The sequence below is a fragment of the Cohnella xylanilytica genome (assembly GCF_014212175.1).
In the GTDB taxonomy this organism is placed as follows: domain Bacteria; phylum Bacillota; class Bacilli; order Paenibacillales; family Paenibacillaceae; genus Cohnella; species Cohnella xylanilytica.
The window spans coordinates 378-19639 of record NZ_JACJVR010000101.1 but is presented as its reverse complement, the minus strand read 5'-3'; the positions used below and the strand labels follow the sequence as shown (position 1 = coordinate 19639).

Sequence of the window (19262 nt, the reverse complement as noted above, 5' to 3'; positions counted from 1 at the left end):
ATCGGAAAGATTCCTGCTATTATTAGCTTATGCGAAGCTCCGGCCTTGGACGGCCGCGAGCCCGATCGGGAGCAAGCCGTCGATCCGACTCCAGGATGAGGGGAGGAATTGCCATGGCGGATTCGAACAAAGCGCAGGAGATGCTGGCGATGATGGCCCGCAACGGCTGGCGGATTACCGACCAGCGACGGACGCTCGCCCAGATTTTCTCCGCTACGGACAGCTACTTGTCGCCCAAGGACGTCTACGACCAGCTGACCGCCAAATACCCGAGCGTCAGCTTCGATACCGTGTACCGCAACTTGAGGATGCTGAGCGAGATGGGCGTCCTGGAGCAGTTTTACTTCATGGAAGGCGGTTTGAAGTTCAAGGCTTCCTGCCTGGATCACCACCACCATCACCTGATCTGCATGAATTGCGAGAAGACGCTGACCTTCGACTTCTGTCCGATGAAGGAATCGCTCGATTTGCCCGGCCGCTACAAAATCGTGAACCACCGCTTCGAGATTTACGGCATCTGCGAAGAATGCCAGAAGGAAGCGGCCGCGGTCACGAGCGCGGAGTAAGTTCGCCGAGGCCTTGGAATCGCGCTTGCGGCGCATCGAGAGAGTCCTGCGGCCTCGCCGCCGATCCCGCTCCTGCCGGCTTGCCATCGCCCGGCTTCGAGCGGGATTTTCGGTTATATCGGGCGGCTCGGCGGAAGATGGGCGTTGACGTACGAGACATCCGTTGCTACACTGTTAATACGTAATAATTACGATTAAACGAAAGGGCTTGGGCGGCAATAAGGGATTTGTCGCGGTAACGACTCGTTTTCTAATCGTAATAATTACATATATTGAACGTCGGGGGAGGAACGCGAATGTTGCTGGCGTCCATGAAGGAAGTGACGTTCGGCTACTCGGACGCTCCGTGCCTGGTCGATGCCAATCTCGACCTCCTGCAGGGGGAGTTCGTCGCGCTGACCGGGCCGAACGGGGCTTCGAAGACGACGCTGCTCAAGCTGCTGCTCGGGCTTCTGAAGCCGTGGACGGGCGAGGTGCGCTGGCCGGGCGAACGGAACGAAGGGCGCGGCCGCTCCGTCGGGTACGTGCCGCAGCAGATCGCGGCGTTCAACGGCGGGTTCCCGAGCACGGCGGAGGAGTTCGTCCGTTCGGGCCGATTCGCCCGGGGCTCGTGGCTTCGGAGAACGACGAAGGAGGACCGCGAGCGGACGGAGGAGGCGCTTCGGCAGGTGGGGATGTGGAACCTCCGCGGCCGCCGGATCGGCGAGCTGTCGGGAGGGCAGAAGCAGCGCGTCTGCATCGCGCGGGCGCTCGCCATGGACCCGAAGCTGCTCGCGCTGGACGAACCGACGACCGGGATGGACGAGGAGAACCGGTACGGCTTCTACGAGCTCATGCATCGCGAAGTCCGGGAGAACGGGCGGACGGTGCTGATGGTCACGCACGGCCTGACGGAGGTTCGGCCTTATCTGGACCGAGTCGTGGAACTGGAGAGGAAGGAGGACGGGGGATGGAGATGCTGCGATACGACTTCATGCAGCGGGCATTTTGCGCCGGCGCGCTCGTAGCGGTCGTCGCGTCGGTGCTGGGCGTCTACTTGATGCTGAGGCGGCAAGCCCTGATGGCGGATATGCTGTCGCACGTCTCGCTCGCGGGCATCGCCGCGGGCGCCTATCTGTATGTACATCCGACGATCGCCGGCTTCGTCGTGGCCATCCTCGGAGCGATCGCGGTGGAGTACGTCCGCCGGACGTACAAGACGTATAGCGACGTGTCCGTCGCCATCATCATGGTGGGAGGGCTGTCGACCGCCGTCATTCTGATGAGCCTGAGCCCGAGCGCGAACCGAAGCTTCTCGTCGTACTTGTTCGGCTCGGTCGTCGCGGTAGGCCGCTCGGAGCTGGTCCTGATGTTCTGCGTGGCCGTCGCGGGAGCGCTGTTTTTCTGGCTGCTGCGGCGTCCGCTGTACCAGATGGCGTTCGACGAGGAGACGGCCCGGACGAACGGCTTGCCGGTATCGGCTCTGTCGATGGCGTTCAGCGTGGCGACCGGCATGATCGTGGCCGCCGCGATGCCGATCGTCGGCGTGCTGCTCGTCTCGGCGCTGATCGTCCTGCCGGCGGCGCTGGCGATCCGGATCGCGCCAAGCTTCGCGGCGGCGCTCTGGATCGCGGCCGCCGTCGGCGTCTCCGGCGTCTTCGCCGGGCTGACGGCTTCGTATCGGCTCAGCACGCCGCCGGGCGGGACGATCGCGCTCTCGCTGCTGCTCGTATTGATCGTCGGCCTCTTCGCGAAGAAGATCGCGGTCAGGGCGAGCAAGAGGCGCGGCCGCGTGCGCGGACGGGCAGAGGGGGCGGGGGAGGCGGCTAAGTCGGCTTGGCTCGCTGAGACCGCCGGGACCGCCGAGACCGCCGAGATTACGGGAGAGTCGATCCCCCGCTGGCCGAAGGGAACGTCGATTCATTGAGTGGACGGATTTTTGAGGATATGAGATGCCGGGTCAATGCAACGCTGGGTAAATAAAGTCGAGTAAAACGAAGGCGGGTACTAAAAGTCGGATAAAACGAAAGTCGAGACCATAATAGTCGAGTGCAAATAAAGTCGCGTAAACGAATAGATGAGCCTATAAATAGTCGGATAAACGAAAGTCGAGTCCATAATAGTCGAATCCTTAAAAAGTCGGGAAAACGAAAAGATGAGTCTATAAATAGTCGGATAAACGAAAGACGAGTTCATAAAAAATCGAGTTAAACATAGAGGCGGGTCAGTCCAAGAGCAAGTCCATCCAAGTTGGACTCATTAGGAGGAGGAATAGACGAACATGCAGGCAATAAAGACGGCGAAACGGGCGGCAGGATCAGGAGAGTCAAGAGAGGCAAGTGAGTATAGGGAGTCTAAAGAGTCTAGAGAGTCAAGAAGGGCAAGAGAGGCAAGTGAGTCAAGAGAGTCGAAAAGGTCGAGAAGAGCGAGAGGGCCGATAGGGGCGATCTGGACCTTGACGGCCGCCTTGCTACTGGCGGGGTGCGGTTCGAACGCGGGTACGGGAGGCGGTGCGGGGTCCGAAGCCTCCGGGCTGAGCAGCGGGGATAAGGCCGCAAGCGCGGGGTCCGAAGCCTCCGAGCTGAGCAGCGGGGATAAGGCCGAAAGGATGGGCGAAGGAGCTGGCGCGAGCTCGGGAGCTTCCGGCGAGGCCGAGACGAAGCTGAAGGTCGTGACGACCTTCTACCCGATGTACGAGTTCAGCCGGCAGGTGGCCGGCGATAACGCGGACGTCGTCGCCCTCGTGCCGGCGGGAGCGGAGCCGCACGATTGGGAGCCCAGCGCCAAGGACATGGCGCTGATCGCGGATGCCGACGTGTTCGTGTACAACGGCATCGTCGAAGGGTGGGCGGAGAAGGCGCTGGCTAGCGCCGGCAACGCCGATCGGATCGTCGTCAAGGCGAGCGAGGGCATCGCCCTGAAGGAAGGGGTTGCCGAGGAGGAAGACGATCACGGTCATGGCGACGAAGCGGAAGGGGCGGAGGATCGCGATCATGACCATGGCCACGAGCTCGATCCGCACGTCTGGCTCGATCCGTCCCTGGCCAAGCGGGAAGTCTCGAACATCGAGGCGGCCCTGGCCAAGGCCGATCCGGAGCATGCGGCCGACTACGCCAGCAACGCCGAAGCGTTCAACGCCAAGCTGAGCGAGCTGGACCAGGCGTTCCGGGACGGGCTCAAGGACGCGAAGCGCAAGGAGTTCGTCACCCAGCACGCCGCGTTCGGCTATTTGGCCAAGGCGTACGGCCTGACGCAGGTGCCGATCTCCGGCTTGTCGCCGGATCAGGAGCCGTCGCCCGAACGGATGGCGGACATCGTGAAGGAGGCGAAGCGGCGCGATGTGAAGACGATTTTCTTCGAGACGCTTGTCGACCCGAAGGTGGCCCGGACGATCGCGGACGAGATCGGAGCGGCAACGGACGTGCTGAATCCGTTGGAAGGCCTCACCGACGAAGACCGGAAGAACGGGCTGGATTATATCGGGATTATGCGCAACAACTTGGCTGCTCTGAAGAAGGCGTTAAACCAATAAGTACAAATCGTAATAATTACATGTAGGAGGGCGAAAACAAATGAATCAAAGGCCAATACCGGTGACGGTGCTGAGCGGCTATCTGGGGGCGGGCAAAACGACGGTGCTCAACCACGTGCTGAACAATCGCGACGGGCTCAAGGTGGCGGTTATCGTCAACGACCTGAGCGAGGTGAACGTCGACGCGGAGCTCGTTCGGGACGGCGGAGGGCTCTCGCGGACGAACGAGAAGCTCGTCGAGATGTCGAACGGCTGCATCTGCTGCACGCTGCGGGAGGATCTGCTCCGCGAGGTGGAGAGATTGGCCGGCGAAGGCCGGTTCGATTACATTCTGATCGAGTCGACCGGAGTCGGCGAACCGGTGCCCGTCGCGCAGACGTTCACCTATATCGACGAGGAGCTCGGCATCGACCTGTCGAAGCTGTGCCGGCTGGATACGATGGTGACGGTCGTCGACGCCTACCGGTTCTGGAGCGATTATGCCTCGGGCGAGACGCTGCTCGAGCGGGGCCAGGCGACGGGGGAGGACGACGGGCGAGAGGTGGTCGACCTGCTGATCGACCAGATCGAGTTCTGCGACGTGCTCATTCTGAACAAGTGCGACCGGGTCGGGGCGGAGGAGCTGGACGAGTTGGAGAAGGTGCTGCGCGCCCTCCAGCCGAAAGCGCGGCTCATCCGCGCCGTAAATGGGCGAGTCGACCCCGCGGCGATTCTGAACACCGGGCTGTTCGACTTCGAAGAAGCGAGCCGGTCCGCGGGGTGGATTCAGGAGCTTGAGAAGCCCCATCATACGCCGGAGACGGAGGAGTATGGCATCTCCTCGTTCGTCTACGAACGGGCGTTGCCTTTTCACCCGGAGCGATTGATGGAGTGGATGTCGAACTGGCCGGCCGAAGTGGTGCGGGCCAAGGGGACGCTGTGGCTGGCGACGCGAAGCGACTTCGCGCAGACGTTCAGCCAGGCGGGGCCGTCCATCCGGATCGGGCCGGCCGGCTATTGGGTCGCGGCTCTGCCGGAGAACGAGCGGGCGGGGCTGTTCCTCGAGGATCCCGAGCTCGAGAAGTCGTGGCATCCCCGGTTCGGCGACCGGATCAACAAGCTCGTGCTGATCGGCATCGGGCTGGACCGCGCCGAACTGGAGGCACAGCTCGACGAATGCCTGCTGACGGAAGCCGAGCTGGCCTCGGATTGGAGCCGCTTGGCCGATCCGTTCCCCGGAGCGGCCGTGGAGGAATTGGAGTTAGGAGCGGGCTGATCCCCGCAAGCGCAAACCACCCCGGCCTAAGGCATCCCGGCCGGGGTTTTGGCGTTGTCCGCTTTTGATATCGAGCTCAAGTGCCGAAATCCAGATCCCCGTAAACGTAAGGGTCCTTGGGAGCTTTGATCTTGACGGCCTCCTCCGCCTTCAGGAGCAGGACGTCGTTATCGCCGTACTTCGTCGTGGCGAGGGTGCCCGTTATCGTCAGCCATTCGTTGTCGTCGTGCAGCCCGGCGTCGGGAGAGTCGACGAGAATTCCGTAGGGCATGGCATCCGCGGCGCAGCATTGGACGGCGAAGCGGCCGATGACGAATTTGTCTTCCGGGACGGACGAATCGCGGTAGACGAAGCCGGAGATACGGACCTTGTGTCCCGCGAAGGCGCCCGAGTACAGATCGAGCGTCGTCAGGATTTCCATGTAGCTTTTTTCGGTCACTTCGATGAGGGGGCTTCCGTAAATCTTCTTGCCGTATTCGGCGTACGCTTCGCTGAATGGATCCGGCGGGAACAAGGCGTCCAACGGATCGGACGAATGGGGGACGTCCCGGCCGCCCCCTCCAAGGCCTCCATTGTCCGCATAGCCGCCATCCCCGCCAACCTCGCCATCCCCTCTATTGCCGCCATCCTGACCGGAGGGGATAGGGGCGCTGTCGGGCGAGACCGAAGGGGCCTCACTGGAGGTCCCCTCTTCCGCCGCCGTCCGAGAAGCCGGCTCGCGGTTCTTCTCCTTGATGCCGGCTGCGCTGCTCAGGTTCATCCCCTTCTGCGAAGCCATGGCGCTGCCTATCGTCGTATCCGGCGTCAGGAAGAAGACCGCCAGCGGCACGAGGAACAAGCCGTAGAGGGCGAACTGCCGCAAGGCGGAAGGGCGCGCGGGCTCCGCGCAATGCTCGCAGGCTTCCTCTTCGCGGCTGCCGTTCCAAGCCCTGAGCGCTTCGAAGAGGAGAACGGCCGCCACGAGGTAGAGGCCGACCGCGGCCAGCTTGACGTAAATCGTCATTCGCGGAGCGATGTACAAGGTCAGGCGTCCGGCGTTGTGCAGATGCACGATGTAGAAAGCGATGCCCGCCAGAATGACGGCCCGGACGAGGCGAACGACGATCGAGCCGCGGCTCAAAGTCTCGGTCATGAACATTCCTCCTTCAGGGCTAGCCGATCAGGCGTCCGGCCGCGAGAGAGGCGATCAGGACGACGACGGCGACGAGAACGGTCAGATTGGCGACGAAGCGGGCGCGGAAGACCGTTAGCATCATGAGCGTGTTTTTGAAGTCGATCATCGGACCGAATACGAGAAAAGCGAGCAAAGCCCCCTTCGGGAAAACGCCCGCGAAGGAAGAGGCGACAAAGGCGTCCGACGTCGAGCAGAGGGAGATCGCGTACGCGAAGCCCATCATCAGGACGTGGGCGCCGAACGTTCCGCCGCTGAGGGAGACGAGTTCGGCGCGGCTGACGAACGTTTGGACGAGCGCGGTGAGCAGGGCTCCAAGCAGGAGGAATTTGCCCATCTCGAAAAATTCGTCCGCCGCGTGGCCGAAGACGGAGAGGAACCGGCCGCCCCGGACGGCGCCTGAACGATCGCGGGTATGGAGATGCGCATGGCCGTGGCCGTGATTATGCTCATGTCGATGCGCATGCCCCTTCTCCGGGCGAAGCGGATTGCCCTTGAGCGTCCAATGGAGGACGAGCCCCGCGCAGAAGGCCGCGATGAACGCTAGAATCAGACGATAGATGGCGATGCGGGGGTCGGACGGGAAAGCCATGGCCGTCGCCGCGTAGGTGACGGGGTTGATGACGGGAGCGGCCAGCACGTAGGCGATCCCGACGGGAATGGGCATCCCCTTGCGGATCAACCGGCGGACGATCGGGATCATCCCGCATTCGCATACCGGAAGAACGATGCCGAGCAGGCAAGCGATCGTCACTCCGAGAATCCGGTTGCGCGGAATCCACCGCCGGATCGCATCCTCCGGAACGAACAGGTGGAGCGCCGAGGAGACGAGAACCCCGAGAAGAATAAAGGGGAGGGCCTCGAGGAAGATGCTCACGAACACCGTCTTGATGTTTTGCCACTGGGAGCCGGGAATGTTGGCCAGCGCGGCCAGCTCGGTCAGACGATGGCCGGAGAAGATGAGATACAGCAGGACGAGACAACCGGCCGTCGCCAGATTGAGACTCCACTTGTACACGGATCCGGGCAAACTCGGCACCGCCTTGTTAAAAGTAATTATTACGATTATTATAAAGGGGGCCCGTCCGCCGGCATACGGACTTAAGGAGCATTTTAGGGGAGCCGCTTGACGAAAAAAAACCGCGCTATTCGTCGGAATAAGCGCGGGGCGGCGGCATTCGGATAGAGAGTTGTCGCTATAACGGAGCGGTCCGACTGACTTTACGGCATTCGGAGCAGCTTCGGATCGAAGGCGGGAACGAGCCCTTCCTTCGCGGCCCGCGTAAGCAGCCCTTCGATCGCCGCGTAGCCGTCTTCGCCAAGATCGGCGGTGAACTCGTTGACGTACAGGTCGATGTGCTGCTTCGCCACTTCGGGCGCCATCTCCTGGGAGTGGCTCAGCACGTATTCGCGCGAAGCGTCGGGATGGGCCCAAGCGTACTTCACGGAGGCGCGGATCCATTCGGAGATCGCCTTCGCGTCCAGGGAACGCCGGACGATAATCGCGCCGAGCGGAATCGGCAGGCCGGTATCCTCTTCCCACCAGCTGCCCATGTCGGCCATCAGGCTCAGGCCGTAGTTCGGGTACGTGAAGCGGGCTTCGTGGATGACGAGGCCGGCGTCGATCTTCCCGTCCCGGACGGCCGGCATAATCTCGTGGAACGGCATGACGACGATCTCGCCGATGCCGCCGGGAACCTTCTGGGCCGCCCACAGCCGGAACAGAAGGTAAGCGGTCGAGCGCTCGCTCGGCACCGCGACGCGTTTGCCGGCCAGAGAAGCGGGATCCTGGGAGCTGGACGCGGTCAGCACGAGCGGGCCGCAGCCCCGGCCGAGCGCGCCTCCGCAGGGGAGCAAGGCGTAGTCCTTCAGCACCCAGGGCAGGGCGGCGTACGAGATCTTGAGCACTTCCGGGCCGATCCCGTCCGCGGCCCAATGGTTCGTCTTATCGATATCCGCGTAAGTGACGTCGAGCTCCGGAGCGCCGGGGATCAGGCCGTGAGCCCAGGCGTGGAACACGAACGTATCGTTGGGACATGGGGAGTAAGCGATGTTCATCGTAGAACCTCCTTCAGAATGGAGCTAGCGGCTTCGAGGGAATGCAGGGCGTCGGGGATGCGCCAGGCCGAGCGGTCGCGAGGCCCAATGGGGTTGGAGACGGCGCGGATCTCCATCGCCGGCAAGCCGAATTGGCGCGCGGCGACGGCGACGCCGTAGCCCTCCATGCCTTCCGCCGAGGCGCCGGGCACCCGCTCGGCCAGCTTCGCGGCGGTCTCCGCCGTGCCGGTGACGGTTGACAGCGTCAGAATCGGACCGGCCACGGCGACGAGCCCCGCCGCGTTCAGCGCTTCCGTCCAGCGGCGCGCGAGCTCCGCGTCGACGAGAACGACCGACGAGCCGAAGCCGAGCTCGTCCACGCTGGCGTAGCCGTCCGGCGTCTCGGCGCCCAGGTCGGCGGCCACGATCTCGCTGGCCACGACGAGGTCGCCGATCTTCGCCCGTCCGGCGAAGCCGCCGCCGATGCCGGCGCTGACGACGAGGCCGTAGCCGCCGGACGAGAGCTCGGCCGCGGTGCAGGCGGCCGCGGCGGCGGGTCCGACGCCCGCGATTCGCACGTCGTAGCCGGCGGCGCCGCCCAGTCCGCGGACAACCGCGTCCCGCTCGGCTTCGACGGCGGTCATGATCAGCACCTTTGTCTCCATGTTGCTTGCTTGCGTCATTGCTTGAATCATCTCCCGTTCGGTCTCTCTATCTATCCTATCAAATTCAACCCGAAATTCCCAAACGACAAAAAGCTTTGCGTATTGGCGGAAGATCGGTTACAATCAGATTAGAATTATTCTAAATAAGCGAGTTAAGCGAACCGTCATTAAGACCGAAAGGCGGGTGACCTCATGACGATTGCGGAACATATGGATAAATTAAGCAAGCAATTGCTGAATAAAGGATACAAGCTGACTCCGCAGCGGGAAGCGACCTTGCGGGTTCTGCTCGAGAACGAGAAGGACCACCTGAACGCGGAGGAAGTTTACATGCTCGTCAAGGCGAAGAACCCGAATATCGGGCTCGCGACCGTGTATCGGGCGCTCGAGCTGCTGAGCGGACTTCACATCGTCGAGAAGATCAACTTCGGCGACGGAGGCGCCCGGTTCGACCTTCGCAGCGACGATCAGCCGCACATGCACCACCACTTGATCTGCACCCGTTGCGGCAAGGTGGAGGAGATCATGGACGACTGGCTGCTGCCGATGGAGAACCGGATCGAGCGGGAGTTCGGGTTCAAGGTGACGGACCATCGCCTCGACTTCCACGGCGTCTGCCGGGAATGCAACGCGAAGGAACGGGAGCGCGCGCGCAAGGCCGTCTCCTGAACGGAAATATGGGGGAGCATATAAGCGCGCATAAGCGCGCATGAGGACAGCCGACGAGGCTGTCTTTTTTTGCGTTGGACATACTGAGAAGGTTAACCCGTTCGCCGAAGCCTTCCGCAATTATTTAACGTTGACGTTAACGTTAGATGGGTGTACAATCGATGTCGACAAGCAGAACTGCCGAGGAGAGGGTCATGGAGCTGTACAAGATCGACGACGTCGCCAAGATGAGCGGATTGACGAAGCGGACTATCCGGTACTACGAGGAGATCGGGCTGCTGCCGGCTCCCAGTCGGAGCGAAGGCGGGACGCGGCTGTATACCGGCGAGCATATCGAGACTTTGAACAAGCTGATCCGCGCGAGGGACGCTCTCGGCTTCTCTCTTCAGGAGCTGCAGCGGTACGTTGAGGCGTCCGATATTCTGGAAGGCAAGCGGCAACACTACCGACAGCTGACGGATACGTTGACGCCGGAAGAGCGCAAGGAGAAGCTTCTCGACATGGACGAGACGCTCGTGAAGCAGCTGGAGCTGATCGAGAGCAAGCTGGCCAACATTCAGGCGATCAAGGCCGAATTCGAAGAGCTGAGGGAACGGATCCGCAGAAGGCTCGAGACATTATAGTCCGGGCTCCGGGATACGGGCTCGCTCGGTTGCAAGCATTTGCTTTTCCGCCCGCCAGGGCTATTTTTTATGGCAAAAATGAAAATCATTTATTCACCATGGAGGTTGGCATCATGAGCGCGAATCATTCGGAATTAGAGAGACGCAAGGAGAAGGCGGGGCTGCTGAACCAGCCCAAAGCGGTGTGGGCCGTGGCCTTCGCTTGCGTCATTTCCTTCATGGGACTTGGGCTCGTCGACCCGATTCTCCCCGCGATCGCCGAGCAATTGAACGCGTCGAAGAGCCAGGTGTCCCTTCTGTTTACGAGCTATAACCTCGTCACCGGGGTGGCCATGCTCATCACGGGCATGGTATCGAGCCGGGTCGGCGTCAAATGGACGCTGCTGACGGGGATCTTCTTTATCGTCGTCTTCTCCTTCCTGGGAGGAACGGCCGACAGCGTCGGAGGCATCGTCGGCTATCGGGCCGGCTGGGGACTCGGCAACGCTCTCTTCATCGCGACGGCTCTGTCCGCCATCGTCGGCTTGTCCGTCTCCGGAACCGCCAAGGCGATCATCCTGTACGAAGCCGCGCTCGGCGTCGGCATCTCGGTCGGGCCGCTGCTCGGCGGCGAGCTGGGCTCCATCTCCTGGCGCGGCCCGTTCTTCGGCGTCGCCGTCTTGATGCTGATCGCTTTCCTGTCCATTACGATCCTGCTGCCGAAAATTCCGAAGCCGAAGCAGCGCACGACGCTGGCCGACCCGTTCAAGGCGCTGGCTTATCCGTCCCTGCTGACGCTGGGCATCGTGGCGTTCCTGTACAACTTCGGCTTCTTCACCCTGATGGCTTACGCTCCGTACGAGATGGGGCTCAAGGAACGCGGGCTCGGCTACGTCTTCTTCGGATGGGGGATGCTGCTGGCGTTGACGTCGGTGTTCGTCGCGCCGTGGATTCAGAAGCGCTTCTCGCTCGTGAAGTCGATGAGCGCGATGCTCACGCTGTTCGCTCTCGATCTGGGCGTCATGGCGGTCGGTACCTACAATCATTCCCATACGACGGTTATCGTCGGGACGATCGTCGCCGGCATCTTCCTCGGCATCAACAACACGCTCATCACGACCGCCGTCATGCAGGCCGCTCCCGTCGAGCGGTCGACGGCTTCGGCCGCGTACAGCTTCGTCCGGTTCCTTGGAGGAGGCATCTCGCCCTGGCTGGCGAACAAGCTGGCCGAATGGTTCGCGCCGGAGATTCCGTTTTACTTCGGCGGCCTGATGGTGCTCGTCGGGGTGTTCGTCCTGATCGGCCGCCGGCTTCACCTGAAGCATATCGACCGGACGGCGGCCGCTCATTAAGCGCCGCTCGCAGCTCCGGGTATAATCCATGGCGGCAGTTGCGGCGTCGCCTCCGCGACGACGGGAGAGATCGCTTCGGTTCTCGCTTCGGACCGTCGCAAGGACGAGGGCGTCGGCAACTTCAGCACCCGGTCACAATGGAATCGGCAGCAGGCAACCAGAAGGGAAGAGGCGAATGAAGAATAGGCGAAAATGGGGATACGGGATCGTCGTCGCGGCGATAACCCTGCTCCTGGCGGCCTGCGCCGGCCATTCGGACGAATCGGCGGGCTCCGGCACAGTCGCTCGCGAGGCGGCACAGTATTCCCTTGACGTAAAGGCGGAACGGTTCGAACCGCCGCCGGAAGGGACGAAGGTCGACCCCTTGCCGAGAACGAGCTCCATCTATATCGAGTCGGAGCGGACGAAGGCGGACGTGCGCCTCGACTTCTCGCTGAACCGGAAGGGAGACTTCACGCTTGCCGAAGGGAAGGGAACGTTGACGATCAAGGGCCGAGACATTCCGTTCACCCTCGACCAAGTGTCCGTCGTCCACACGGAGAAGCTAAGGGACGGTACGGAATTCGTGTTCGGAGGCTTGCAAGCGAACGCCGGCGCCGGCATCGAGCCGCCCGCCTTCGCCTTCGGTTTCCGCTTTATCCCGCAGACTCAGGAGCTGGAGCTTCGGCTGTCCAACGGCGAAGGACTCCTCGTATTCGGACACGGCAACACGATAGCGCGGCACGAGAAAGAGATCGACGACATCGAAGCGAACAATCGGCCGCAAAATACGTAAACACGATCTTTCGCTCCCAGCCGCGATACACAGCCGCGATGCCAGCCTTGACTGGCTGAGATAGGAAACGTATAATGGGGAATAATTCCGAGTTATTGTGTAGGATATAACTTGACCGATAGAAAAGGAACGTGATTCCCATGGCCAAAATCGTCATTCTTCTCGGCAGTCCGTCCGAAAGGTCCCGTCTTCACGGTGTTCTGGACCGGGTACTCTCCATCGCCTCGGCATCCGGCGTCGAGACTTCCGTCATCTCGGTTCGCGATCTTCCGGCCGAAGATCTTCTCTACGCGCGCTTCGACAGCGAAGCCATCAAGTCGGCCAACCGCGTCGTGGAAGAAGCGGATGCCGTCATCGTCGCGACGCCGGTCTACAAGGCCTCCTTCCCCGGCGTGCTGAAGGCGTACATCGACCTGCTCCCGCAGAAGGGGCTCGAGAACAAAATCGTGCTTCCGATCGCCATCGGAGGTACGATCGCCCATCTACTGTCGATCGACTTCGCCATGAAGCCGGTCCTGTCCACGATGGGCCCCCGCAACATCTTGGCGGGAGTGTTCGTCCTCGATTCGCAGGTGAAGTGGAACGAAGACGGCACGGCCGACATCTCCGAAGACATCGCCGGTCGTCTCGACGAATCCGTGCGTCTTCTTCTCCAGGAAGTCGCCTGGCAGACAAACAAAGCCAAAGCTTAATCGATTCGGGTCACGACAGGGACTTCGCCAGGCCGGCGAGGTCTTTTGTTTTTTTTCCCGCTCATACCCCTATCCCCTCCGCTCAGGAAGTTTCGGAGATCCCTCTCATCCCGCTTAGCCCATGTTCCGCATCGCACCTCGACATACCATTATCCCCTCCGCTCAGGAAGTTTCGGAGATCCCTCTCATCCCGCTTAGCCCACGTTCCGCATCGCACCCCGACATACCATAATCCCCTCCGCTCAGGAAGTCACGGGGGCCGCTTAGTCCCATCACAGAAGACCCGACATCGCAATAGAACCGTCACTGCAGTAAAACCGTGCAGAAGATCCTCAACGCAGAAGACCCATCAGGAGAGAAGGCCCATCAGGGGAGAAGCCCCATCAGTGCAGAAGCCCCATCAGTGCTGAAGACCCGTCAAAGCGGATCCTTGTAGCAACCTAAGCGGCAGCCAATATCGTCGAATCCGACGAGAATAGGCAGCCATACGGAGGCAGACAAGGGCGGGAAACCGATCCTGCCACGAGCGAAAATGAAGGGGAAAATGTGCCAACAACCTTGTTCCTCTTTGAGGGACAGACAGGAGTGGAAAACAAAGAGCACAGCAAGTCGCGGTCGAAATAGAAAAGAGCATAGAAGCATGCAAAAAACAATAACTTTTGGGACGGACAGTTATAAACGAAGGAGAACAGCGAACCGTTAGGCTGTCCAGGCGCTGAGGTGTTTTCCCTTCCACTTGGCGCGGCTGCCCCAGATTCGCCAGGGAACGGGAAGGACGGGCTTCTCTCGAATCAGTACCTTGTATATCAGGGTGTTTGTCGCGGCGCACAAGCGAATAAGCCGATTCAAAACGGGGATATCTCGCAGCATAGCGTTGATTCTGAAGCAGAACTCATCCAAGTAAGCCTGCAGATGCTTGGCTCCGATGCCGTTAAAAGTAAAATTCAGCCAAGCGCAGGCCCCTCGTTTGAAGCCGGTCAAGGAAGGCAGCGATTTATCGAAACGAGCCGGCGTACGAACATTTCGCCCGTCGGTATGATCGGATACGAATGCGTCGATCCCAGCCTTCTCAATCTGTCTTCTGCGGCTATGAACATGAGCCGGGTCTGGTTGTTTGATTTTGACAAGGATAGGTTGTTCTTCCTCGTTGAGAGCTGCGCCGATCACAAGCGGCTGTTGAGCATCCAGGTACAGAAACGAACCGTAGTTGAACGTCTCCACCCGAACGGCGCCCGTCAGCGCCTCTTCCTGGTCCGCTTGTTGAAGGGCGTGGCGGATTTTGTGAGAGATGAGCCATGCCGTCTTGTACGTGACTCCGAGCAGCTCGGACAGGCGCGACGAACTTATGCCGGACGGGCGGGACAATAAATAAAAGGCTCGGAACCAGAGGGGCAGGGGTGTCGAACTTCCTTCCATAACGGTTCCGGCGGTGACGGAGGTTTGGCGTTTGCAGGATACGCATTCGTACAGAGGCAATCTACGCGTCGAAATAAGGTAGCAACGGGAGTGGGAGCAAGCGGGGCAACGGAAGCCGTTCGGCCATCGAGCTTGATACAGCGCCTCGGAACAAACTTCATCGGTGCCGAATCGTTCGCAGAACTCCTCGTAGGCGGCATTTTCCGGAATCATGCGTTGCTTCCCTCCCTGTCGCATCGGGTTTTTCTGTTTTCATTATACCAAACGTTTGTTCGCATATCAATACTAAAATGGAATTATGGAGGAAAAAATGAGGTGAAAGAGGACCAATGAGCATTACGGCGCTGAAGTTGCATGGAGAAGATTGAGGGCGCGAGGTAGAGCATGCGGTGACTATCGGGAAGAAGAAAAATCCTGACCGAAAGGGATAAGGGCATGAGATAAGGAGAGTGCGGGAGGCAAGCTCCTGATTAGAAGGGATAAGGTGCAAGGTCAAGGGGGATCTCATACGGCCGCTAACTGAAAGCCCTGAATGCTGGGGATAGAGGGATGAAGGAGAAGAAATCGAGGGGAGGGCCGGCGCCTGAGCGAGCGGGATACGGGGATGAGGCGGCGGGCGAGGAGAGCTTGGCGGGGCTCGTGCTATAAGGATAGCGGGACGAGGAGACGGGAAGAGAGATGCGCAACAGGGGCCGGACCTGAGCGGATGGGATAGTTGTCTGGGGAAGCGGGAGAACGGTGAGGCGGTGGAGCGTCTGAGCGAAGGGGATAGCGGGATGGGGGAACGGATTGAGGCGACGGTAGAAAAAGAGTATCGGCCCCGAACCTGAGCCAAGGGGATAGCGGTCTAAGGCAGGAGAGAGGGCGAAGGGACTGGGGCAAGTTGGGAGAGTCCCTTGTTAAACCGATGGTTTTCGTTATAAACTAAGTACCATGTTCATACAGGTTCGCAACAGATCGAGCAAAGGAGTAATCGAATCATGACGGTTCACAGCAAAACGAGCCATTGCAAAATCGTCGACTGCACCATTCGCGACGGCGGGCTTGTCAACAATTGGGATTTCAGCGTCGAGTTCGTCCGGGATTTGTACGAATCGCTCAACGAAGCGGGCGTCGAATACATGGAGGTCGGCTACAAAAATTCCCCCAAGCTGCTTAAAGGATCGGAAGGCGCGGGCCCTTGGCGCTTCCTCGACGACGACTTCCTGCGCAAGGTCATTCCGGAAAAGAAAAAAACGAAGCTGTCGGCGCTCGTGGACGTGGGCCGCGTCGACGAGAACGACATCCTGCCGCGCAGCGATTCTCTGCTCGACCTGATCCGCGTCGCTTGCTACGCCAGAGACACGGCGAAGGCGATCGAGCTCGCCACGCTGTTCCACGAGCGCGGCTACGAGACGACGATCAACATCATGGCTCTGTCGAACGTCATGGACAACGAGCTGACCGAGGCTCTGTCGATGATCAGCGAGAGCCCGATCGACGTCGTGTACATCGTCGATTCCTACGGCAGCCTGGATCCGGACGACATCCGCTATCTGGTGGAGAAATTCCGCCGCGGCTTGAAGCACAAGCGGCTGGGCGTGCACACGCACAACAACATGCAGCTCGCTCTCGCGAACACGCTGACGGCGGCCGAGATGGGCGTCGAGCTGCTGGACGCTTCCGTCTACGGAATGGGACGCGCGGCGGGCAACTGCCACACGGAGCTGCTGCTCGCGAAGCTGGCCAAATCCGACTACAACCTTCGCCCGCTGCTGGGCGTGATCGAGCGCCACATGGTCGATCTTCGCCAGCGCGAGGAGTGGGGGTACCTGATCCCGTACATGCTCACGGGCGTGCTGGACGAGCATCCCCGCTCGGCCATGGCATGGCGCGCGTCTCCCGAACGCGACGAATATTTGAATTTCTACGACAAGCTGACGACGCCGGAGACGTTCCCGAAGTCCTGAAGCCGACGACCAAGAGAGGTTCTCCCCGCGGAGAGCCTCCTTTTTTTACAAACCGCCGCGCATCTCGACAAATCCCGCGCGATGGGATAAGGTGATAGATAAACGTATTGCTCGTTTAACGCTTTACCGGAGAGGAGCGTCGAAGCATGAACCCCAATTCGATCGAACGTCTAATCTCGGCGTTGGAGAGCCGGCCTTATCCGCCCCCGCTCGCGCCGCGTCACGTCTGGCAGCCCGGTCTGGACGAGGAGATCGCGGAGCTTGCCGCCCGCGTTCCCGGAGACGACCCGCGGGACAAGGAAGCTTCCCAAGCCGTTCAAGCGATGGCGACGGCGCTTCATCTATGGAACGACAGCCTCGAAAGCGCGCACCGAATTGTCCAACTTTTCGAATATATTCCGACCTTCGATCTGCTGCACGGCATCGTTCACCGGCGGGAAGGCGATTACGCCAATTCGAGATATTGGCTGCGGAACGCCGGCCATCATCCCGCTTACTACGGCTTGCAGGCGCGGGCGTCCCGCCTGCTCGAAGGGAAGGATTGGACGGAAGTAGACGCGGAGGCGGGGAGCGCCTTGAACGCCATGGCGGAGCAAGGGGAATGGAACCCGTATTTGTTCCTGGAGGCGGTCGCCATTCGGCAGTCCCGCGTCGGAGGGGAAGAGGCGAAGGAAGTCTTGGAGCAACTGCAGCTGTTGGAGCTGAGGAGCATCGTCCGCTACCTGGAAGGCCTGCTTCGGCAGGAGGGCCGGGAGGGGGACGAGGCATGAACCGGGAAGATAAGAAAAAATACACCCGTCACCGCATTATCGAGTCGGCCATCGAGCTGTTCGAGGAGCAGGGCTACGAGTCGACGACGGTGCAGCAGATCGCGAACAGGGCCAAGGTGGCCAAGGGCACTTTTTTTAACTATTTCGCGTCCAAAGAGGACATGATTCTCGAGCTGCAGGGCTTTATTCTGATGAACGTGATCGAGAGCAAGCGGGAAGCGGCGGGATCGATCGTCGGCGGGCTCCGCGACAGCCTGCTCGCCTACGCTCGGAACTTCCCGATGACGCCGTCGGTGACCCGGGCCGTGCTTCAAGGCACGTACGGCAAACCGAGGCTGGGCTTGGCGCAGTCGGAGAGAAGCCGGGAGTTCCTGGCTTATCTGGCGCCGATTCTGGCGGAAGGGCAGGAGCGGGGCGAGATCCGCAAGGACGTGTCCGCGGAATGCATCGCCCGGATGGCGGTTCAATGCTACTACGGCGTGCTGATGCTCTGGGTTCTGGAACAGGAGCAAGTCTCGCTCGAAGAGCGGATGACGCTTCAGTTCGACGTTTTTTTCCAAGGGCTCCGGGCTTGACGCAATTACTTGTTTAGACTAACGCGAAGGGCTCGAAGCATAGCCCTCCAACTCGCCGATGCCGCGGATGGCGGCGGCGCGGTGGGCCGGGTTGGGATGGAAATAGCCGTCCCCGTTCAGGTTCTTGCCTCCGATCGTGACGGTCCGTACCGCGACGGCGATCTCCTCGGACCGGGCGAATCGGTTCAGCAGCTCTTCGTCCGAAATTCCGTCGATATCGATATACCAGGATAACGTTCCGTATTCGTGAATGACCATCAGCTTGGCCCTCTCGAACGAGAGTGTCCAGTTCTCTTCGTTCTGCGACATTTTCAAGGATGCCAATTCATAGTTCTCCATTAAGCGACAACTCCCGATGGGCTTGATGAGATCGCTCGCGCGGCGAAGCCGGGGCGAGACGCGTTCTTGAAGATTGTAGCCGGAGGGGGCGGGTTTTGGCAAACGGGAGGCCTCTTGGATAAGGGGGAGAAGCATGGGAGAGTGGACCATCGCGCCGCTGGGGGACGCCGGATTCGCGCTGCGCCCCCGGGGTTATTCGCGGGATAGGCTTCCTTCCGTTCTGGCCGAAGCGGCATCCCGCTGCCGCCGCGTTCCATGGATTACGGACGCGGTGCACGCGTACGATTCGGTGACGGTCTATGCGGATTGGCGGGAGCCGGATGGCCGGGAGGACGGACGATCGCCGGAAGAAGCCGCGGCTTTTCTGCTGGAGACGGTTGCCGACATTGCGGGAGGGGAGTTCGAAGGCCGAAGGACGGTCGTTCTCCCCGTCTATTACGGCGGAGAGGACGGGCCGGATCTCGCGTCGGCGGCGGAGCGAAGCGGCTTGACGGAGGAGCGGTTCGTCGAGCTCCACTCCGGCACGGAGTACGACGTGGCGATGATTGGCTTCGCCCCGGGTTTTCCGTATTTGGCGGGAATGCCGGAGGAGCTGGCCCAGCCCCGCCGCCCGAATCCGCGCAAGCGGGTGCCGGCGGGCTCGGTCGGGATCGCGGGAGTCCAGACGGGGGTGTACCCCGTCGACTCGCCGGGAGGCTGGCAGATTATCGGCCGTACGCCGGTTCGGCTGTTCCGTCCCGAATCGGAGGAGCCGTTCCCGCTACGCGCGGGCGATAAGATCCGGTTCCAGCCCGTTCGGGCGAGAGAGGCGGAGCCGGATTCTTATGGGGACAGGGAAGAGATCGCGATCGCGGGGAAGGCAGGAACAAACGGGAAGGTAGAAAGGGAGAGGGAGCAGGAAAAGGAAAGGGAAAAGGA

Annotated in this window: 20 protein-coding genes; 14 read left to right on the top strand and 6 right to left on the bottom strand. The window is 60.9% G+C overall.

Annotated elements, in window-relative coordinates; translation table 11 throughout:
• Positions 1-113: 113 nt before the first annotated feature.
• From H7B90_RS25310 to H7B90_RS25290, 5 genes are all read left to right on the top strand, one after another.
• On the top strand, positions 114-566 hold the full coding sequence (locus tag H7B90_RS25310; protein ID WP_185138684.1) for a Fur family transcriptional regulator: 453 nt from the start codon (positions 114-116) through the stop codon (positions 564-566).
• 296 nt (positions 567-862) lie between these two features.
• The gene (locus H7B90_RS25305) at positions 863-1573 is read left to right on the top strand and encodes a metal ABC transporter ATP-binding protein (protein ID WP_185138683.1); all 711 of its coding nucleotides are present in this window, start codon (positions 863-865) and stop codon (positions 1571-1573) included.
• Complete coding sequence (locus H7B90_RS25300; RefSeq protein WP_185138682.1) at positions 1516-2472, top strand: metal ABC transporter permease; 957 nt, start codon at positions 1516-1518, stop codon at positions 2470-2472. Before H7B90_RS25305 ends, H7B90_RS25300 begins: the two co-directional genes overlap by 58 nt.
• Before the next feature lie 681 nt (positions 2473-3153).
• Positions 3154-4077, top strand: a complete 924-nt coding sequence (locus tag H7B90_RS25295; RefSeq protein WP_260411219.1) for a metal ABC transporter substrate-binding protein — start codon at positions 3154-3156, stop codon at positions 4075-4077.
• A 40-nt stretch (positions 4078-4117) separates the two neighbouring features.
• Positions 4118-5332 carry a GTP-binding protein gene (locus tag H7B90_RS25290; protein WP_185138680.1) on the top strand — a complete coding sequence of 405 codons (1215 nt, stop codon included), beginning with the start codon at positions 4118-4120 and terminating at the stop codon, positions 5330-5332.
• A 76-nt stretch (positions 5333-5408) separates the two neighbouring features.
• Here the strand turns inward: H7B90_RS25290 and H7B90_RS25285 are convergent, their stop codons facing one another.
• The 4 genes from H7B90_RS25285 to H7B90_RS25270 form a co-directional block, all read right to left on the bottom strand.
• Positions 5409-6464: a TIGR03943 family putative permease subunit gene (locus H7B90_RS25285; RefSeq protein ID WP_185138679.1), complete on the bottom strand. Its 1056-nt coding sequence runs from the start codon at positions 6462-6464 to the stop codon at positions 5409-5411.
• Between the two features lie 19 nt (positions 6465-6483).
• Positions 6484-7533: a permease gene (locus H7B90_RS25280; protein WP_185138678.1), complete on the bottom strand. Its 1050-nt coding sequence runs from the start codon at positions 7531-7533 to the stop codon at positions 6484-6486.
• A gap of 191 nt (positions 7534-7724) precedes the next feature.
• Positions 7725-8561, bottom strand: coding sequence for a 1,4-dihydroxy-6-naphtoate synthase (locus tag H7B90_RS25275; protein ID WP_185138677.1), 837 nt, complete (start codon positions 8559-8561; stop codon positions 7725-7727).
• Positions 8558-9223 (bottom strand): futalosine hydrolase, encoded by a 666-nt coding sequence (locus tag H7B90_RS25270; protein ID WP_246578674.1) that lies wholly within the window; start codon positions 9221-9223, stop codon positions 8558-8560. Before H7B90_RS25270 ends, H7B90_RS25275 begins: the two co-directional genes overlap by 4 nt.
• A 180-nt stretch (positions 9224-9403) precedes the next feature.
• Between H7B90_RS25270 and fur the strand changes: the two genes are divergently transcribed.
• The 5 genes from fur to ssuE all read left to right on the top strand — a co-directional run bounded on the left by fur (position 9404) and on the right by ssuE (position 13295).
• Positions 9404-9874, top strand: coding sequence for a ferric iron uptake transcriptional regulator (gene fur, locus H7B90_RS25265; RefSeq protein WP_185138704.1), 471 nt, complete (start codon positions 9404-9406; stop codon positions 9872-9874).
• 194 nt (positions 9875-10068) lie between these two features.
• Complete coding sequence (locus H7B90_RS25260; RefSeq protein WP_185138703.1) at positions 10069-10497, top strand: MerR family transcriptional regulator; 429 nt, start codon at positions 10069-10071, stop codon at positions 10495-10497.
• Positions 10498-10610: 113 nt separating this feature from the next.
• Positions 10611-11828: an MFS transporter gene (locus H7B90_RS25255; RefSeq protein WP_185138675.1), complete on the top strand. Its 1218-nt coding sequence runs from the start codon at positions 10611-10613 to the stop codon at positions 11826-11828.
• Between the two features lie 175 nt (positions 11829-12003).
• On the top strand, positions 12004-12603 hold the full coding sequence (locus H7B90_RS25250; RefSeq protein ID WP_185138674.1) for a hypothetical protein: 600 nt from the start codon (positions 12004-12006) through the stop codon (positions 12601-12603).
• Positions 12604-12743: 140 nt separating this feature from the next.
• Complete coding sequence (ssuE, locus tag H7B90_RS25245) at positions 12744-13295, top strand: NADPH-dependent FMN reductase (RefSeq protein WP_185138673.1); 552 nt, start codon at positions 12744-12746, stop codon at positions 13293-13295.
• Between the two features lie 699 nt (positions 13296-13994).
• Here the strand turns inward: ssuE and H7B90_RS25240 are convergent.
• Positions 13995-14924, bottom strand: coding sequence for a transposase (locus tag H7B90_RS25240; RefSeq protein WP_185138672.1), 930 nt, complete (start codon positions 14922-14924; stop codon positions 13995-13997).
• A 767-nt stretch (positions 14925-15691) separates the two neighbouring features.
• On the opposite strand from H7B90_RS25240, the gene H7B90_RS25235 reads away from it, so the two are divergent.
• From H7B90_RS25235 to H7B90_RS25225, 3 genes are all read left to right on the top strand, one after another.
• On the top strand, positions 15692-16660 hold the full coding sequence (locus tag H7B90_RS25235) for an aldolase catalytic domain-containing protein (RefSeq protein WP_185138671.1): 969 nt from the start codon (positions 15692-15694) through the stop codon (positions 16658-16660).
• A gap of 146 nt (positions 16661-16806) precedes the next feature.
• Positions 16807-17430 carry a hypothetical protein gene (locus tag H7B90_RS25230; protein ID WP_185138670.1) on the top strand — a complete coding sequence of 208 codons (624 nt, stop codon included), beginning with the start codon at positions 16807-16809 and terminating at the stop codon, positions 17428-17430.
• Positions 17427-18005: a TetR family transcriptional regulator gene (locus H7B90_RS25225; protein ID WP_185138669.1), complete on the top strand. Its 579-nt coding sequence runs from the start codon at positions 17427-17429 to the stop codon at positions 18003-18005. Before H7B90_RS25230 ends, H7B90_RS25225 begins: the two co-directional genes overlap by 4 nt.
• Positions 18006-18023: 18 nt before the next feature.
• On the opposite strand, the gene H7B90_RS25220 is transcribed toward H7B90_RS25225, so the two are convergent.
• Positions 18024-18344 (bottom strand): hypothetical protein, encoded by a 321-nt coding sequence (locus H7B90_RS25220; protein ID WP_185138668.1) that lies wholly within the window; start codon positions 18342-18344, stop codon positions 18024-18026.
• Positions 18345-18477: 133 nt separating this feature from the next.
• Between H7B90_RS25220 and pxpB the strand changes: the two genes are divergently transcribed.
• Positions 18478-19262 (top strand): 5-oxoprolinase subunit PxpB (pxpB, locus tag H7B90_RS25215; RefSeq protein ID WP_185138667.1); only part of this gene is annotated, 785 nt, incomplete at its 3' end.

What these genes read in the sequence shown, in the direction of transcription:
- H7B90_RS25310 (WP_185138684.1), top strand. Translation starts at nt 114, where the DNA reads ATGGCGGATTCGAACAAAGCGCAGGAGATGCTGGCGATGATGGCCCGC.
- H7B90_RS25305 (WP_185138683.1), top strand. Translation starts at nt 863, where the DNA reads ATGTTGCTGGCGTCCATGAAGGAAGTGACGTTCGGCTACTCGGACGCT.
- H7B90_RS25300 (WP_185138682.1), top strand. Translation starts at nt 1,516, where the DNA reads ATGGAGATGCTGCGATACGACTTCATGCAGCGGGCATTTTGCGCCGGC.
- H7B90_RS25295 (WP_260411219.1), top strand. Translation starts at nt 3,154, where the DNA reads ATGGGCGAAGGAGCTGGCGCGAGCTCGGGAGCTTCCGGCGAGGCCGAG.
- H7B90_RS25290 (WP_185138680.1), top strand. Translation starts at nt 4,118, where the DNA reads ATGAATCAAAGGCCAATACCGGTGACGGTGCTGAGCGGCTATCTGGGG.
- H7B90_RS25285 (WP_185138679.1), bottom strand. Translation starts at nt 6,464, where the DNA reads ATGACCGAGACTTTGAGCCGCGGCTCGATCGTCGTTCGCCTCGTCCGG.
- H7B90_RS25275 (WP_185138677.1), bottom strand. Translation starts at nt 8,561, where the DNA reads ATGAACATCGCTTACTCCCCATGTCCCAACGATACGTTCGTGTTCCAC.
- H7B90_RS25270 (WP_246578674.1), bottom strand. Translation starts at nt 9,223, where the DNA reads ATGACGCAAGCAAGCAACATGGAGACAAAGGTGCTGATCATGACCGCC.
- H7B90_RS25260 (WP_185138703.1), top strand. Translation starts at nt 10,069, where the DNA reads ATGGAGCTGTACAAGATCGACGACGTCGCCAAGATGAGCGGATTGACG.
- H7B90_RS25255 (WP_185138675.1), top strand. Translation starts at nt 10,611, where the DNA reads ATGAGCGCGAATCATTCGGAATTAGAGAGACGCAAGGAGAAGGCGGGG.
- H7B90_RS25250 (WP_185138674.1), top strand. Translation starts at nt 12,004, where the DNA reads ATGAAGAATAGGCGAAAATGGGGATACGGGATCGTCGTCGCGGCGATA.
- ssuE (WP_185138673.1), top strand. Translation starts at nt 12,744, where the DNA reads ATGGCCAAAATCGTCATTCTTCTCGGCAGTCCGTCCGAAAGGTCCCGT.
- H7B90_RS25240 (WP_185138672.1), bottom strand. Translation starts at nt 14,924, where the DNA reads ATGATTCCGGAAAATGCCGCCTACGAGGAGTTCTGCGAACGATTCGGC.
- H7B90_RS25235 (WP_185138671.1), top strand. Translation starts at nt 15,692, where the DNA reads ATGACGGTTCACAGCAAAACGAGCCATTGCAAAATCGTCGACTGCACC.
- H7B90_RS25230 (WP_185138670.1), top strand. Translation starts at nt 16,807, where the DNA reads ATGAACCCCAATTCGATCGAACGTCTAATCTCGGCGTTGGAGAGCCGG.
- H7B90_RS25225 (WP_185138669.1), top strand. Translation starts at nt 17,427, where the DNA reads ATGAACCGGGAAGATAAGAAAAAATACACCCGTCACCGCATTATCGAG.
- H7B90_RS25220 (WP_185138668.1), bottom strand. Translation starts at nt 18,344, where the DNA reads ATGGAGAACTATGAATTGGCATCCTTGAAAATGTCGCAGAACGAAGAG.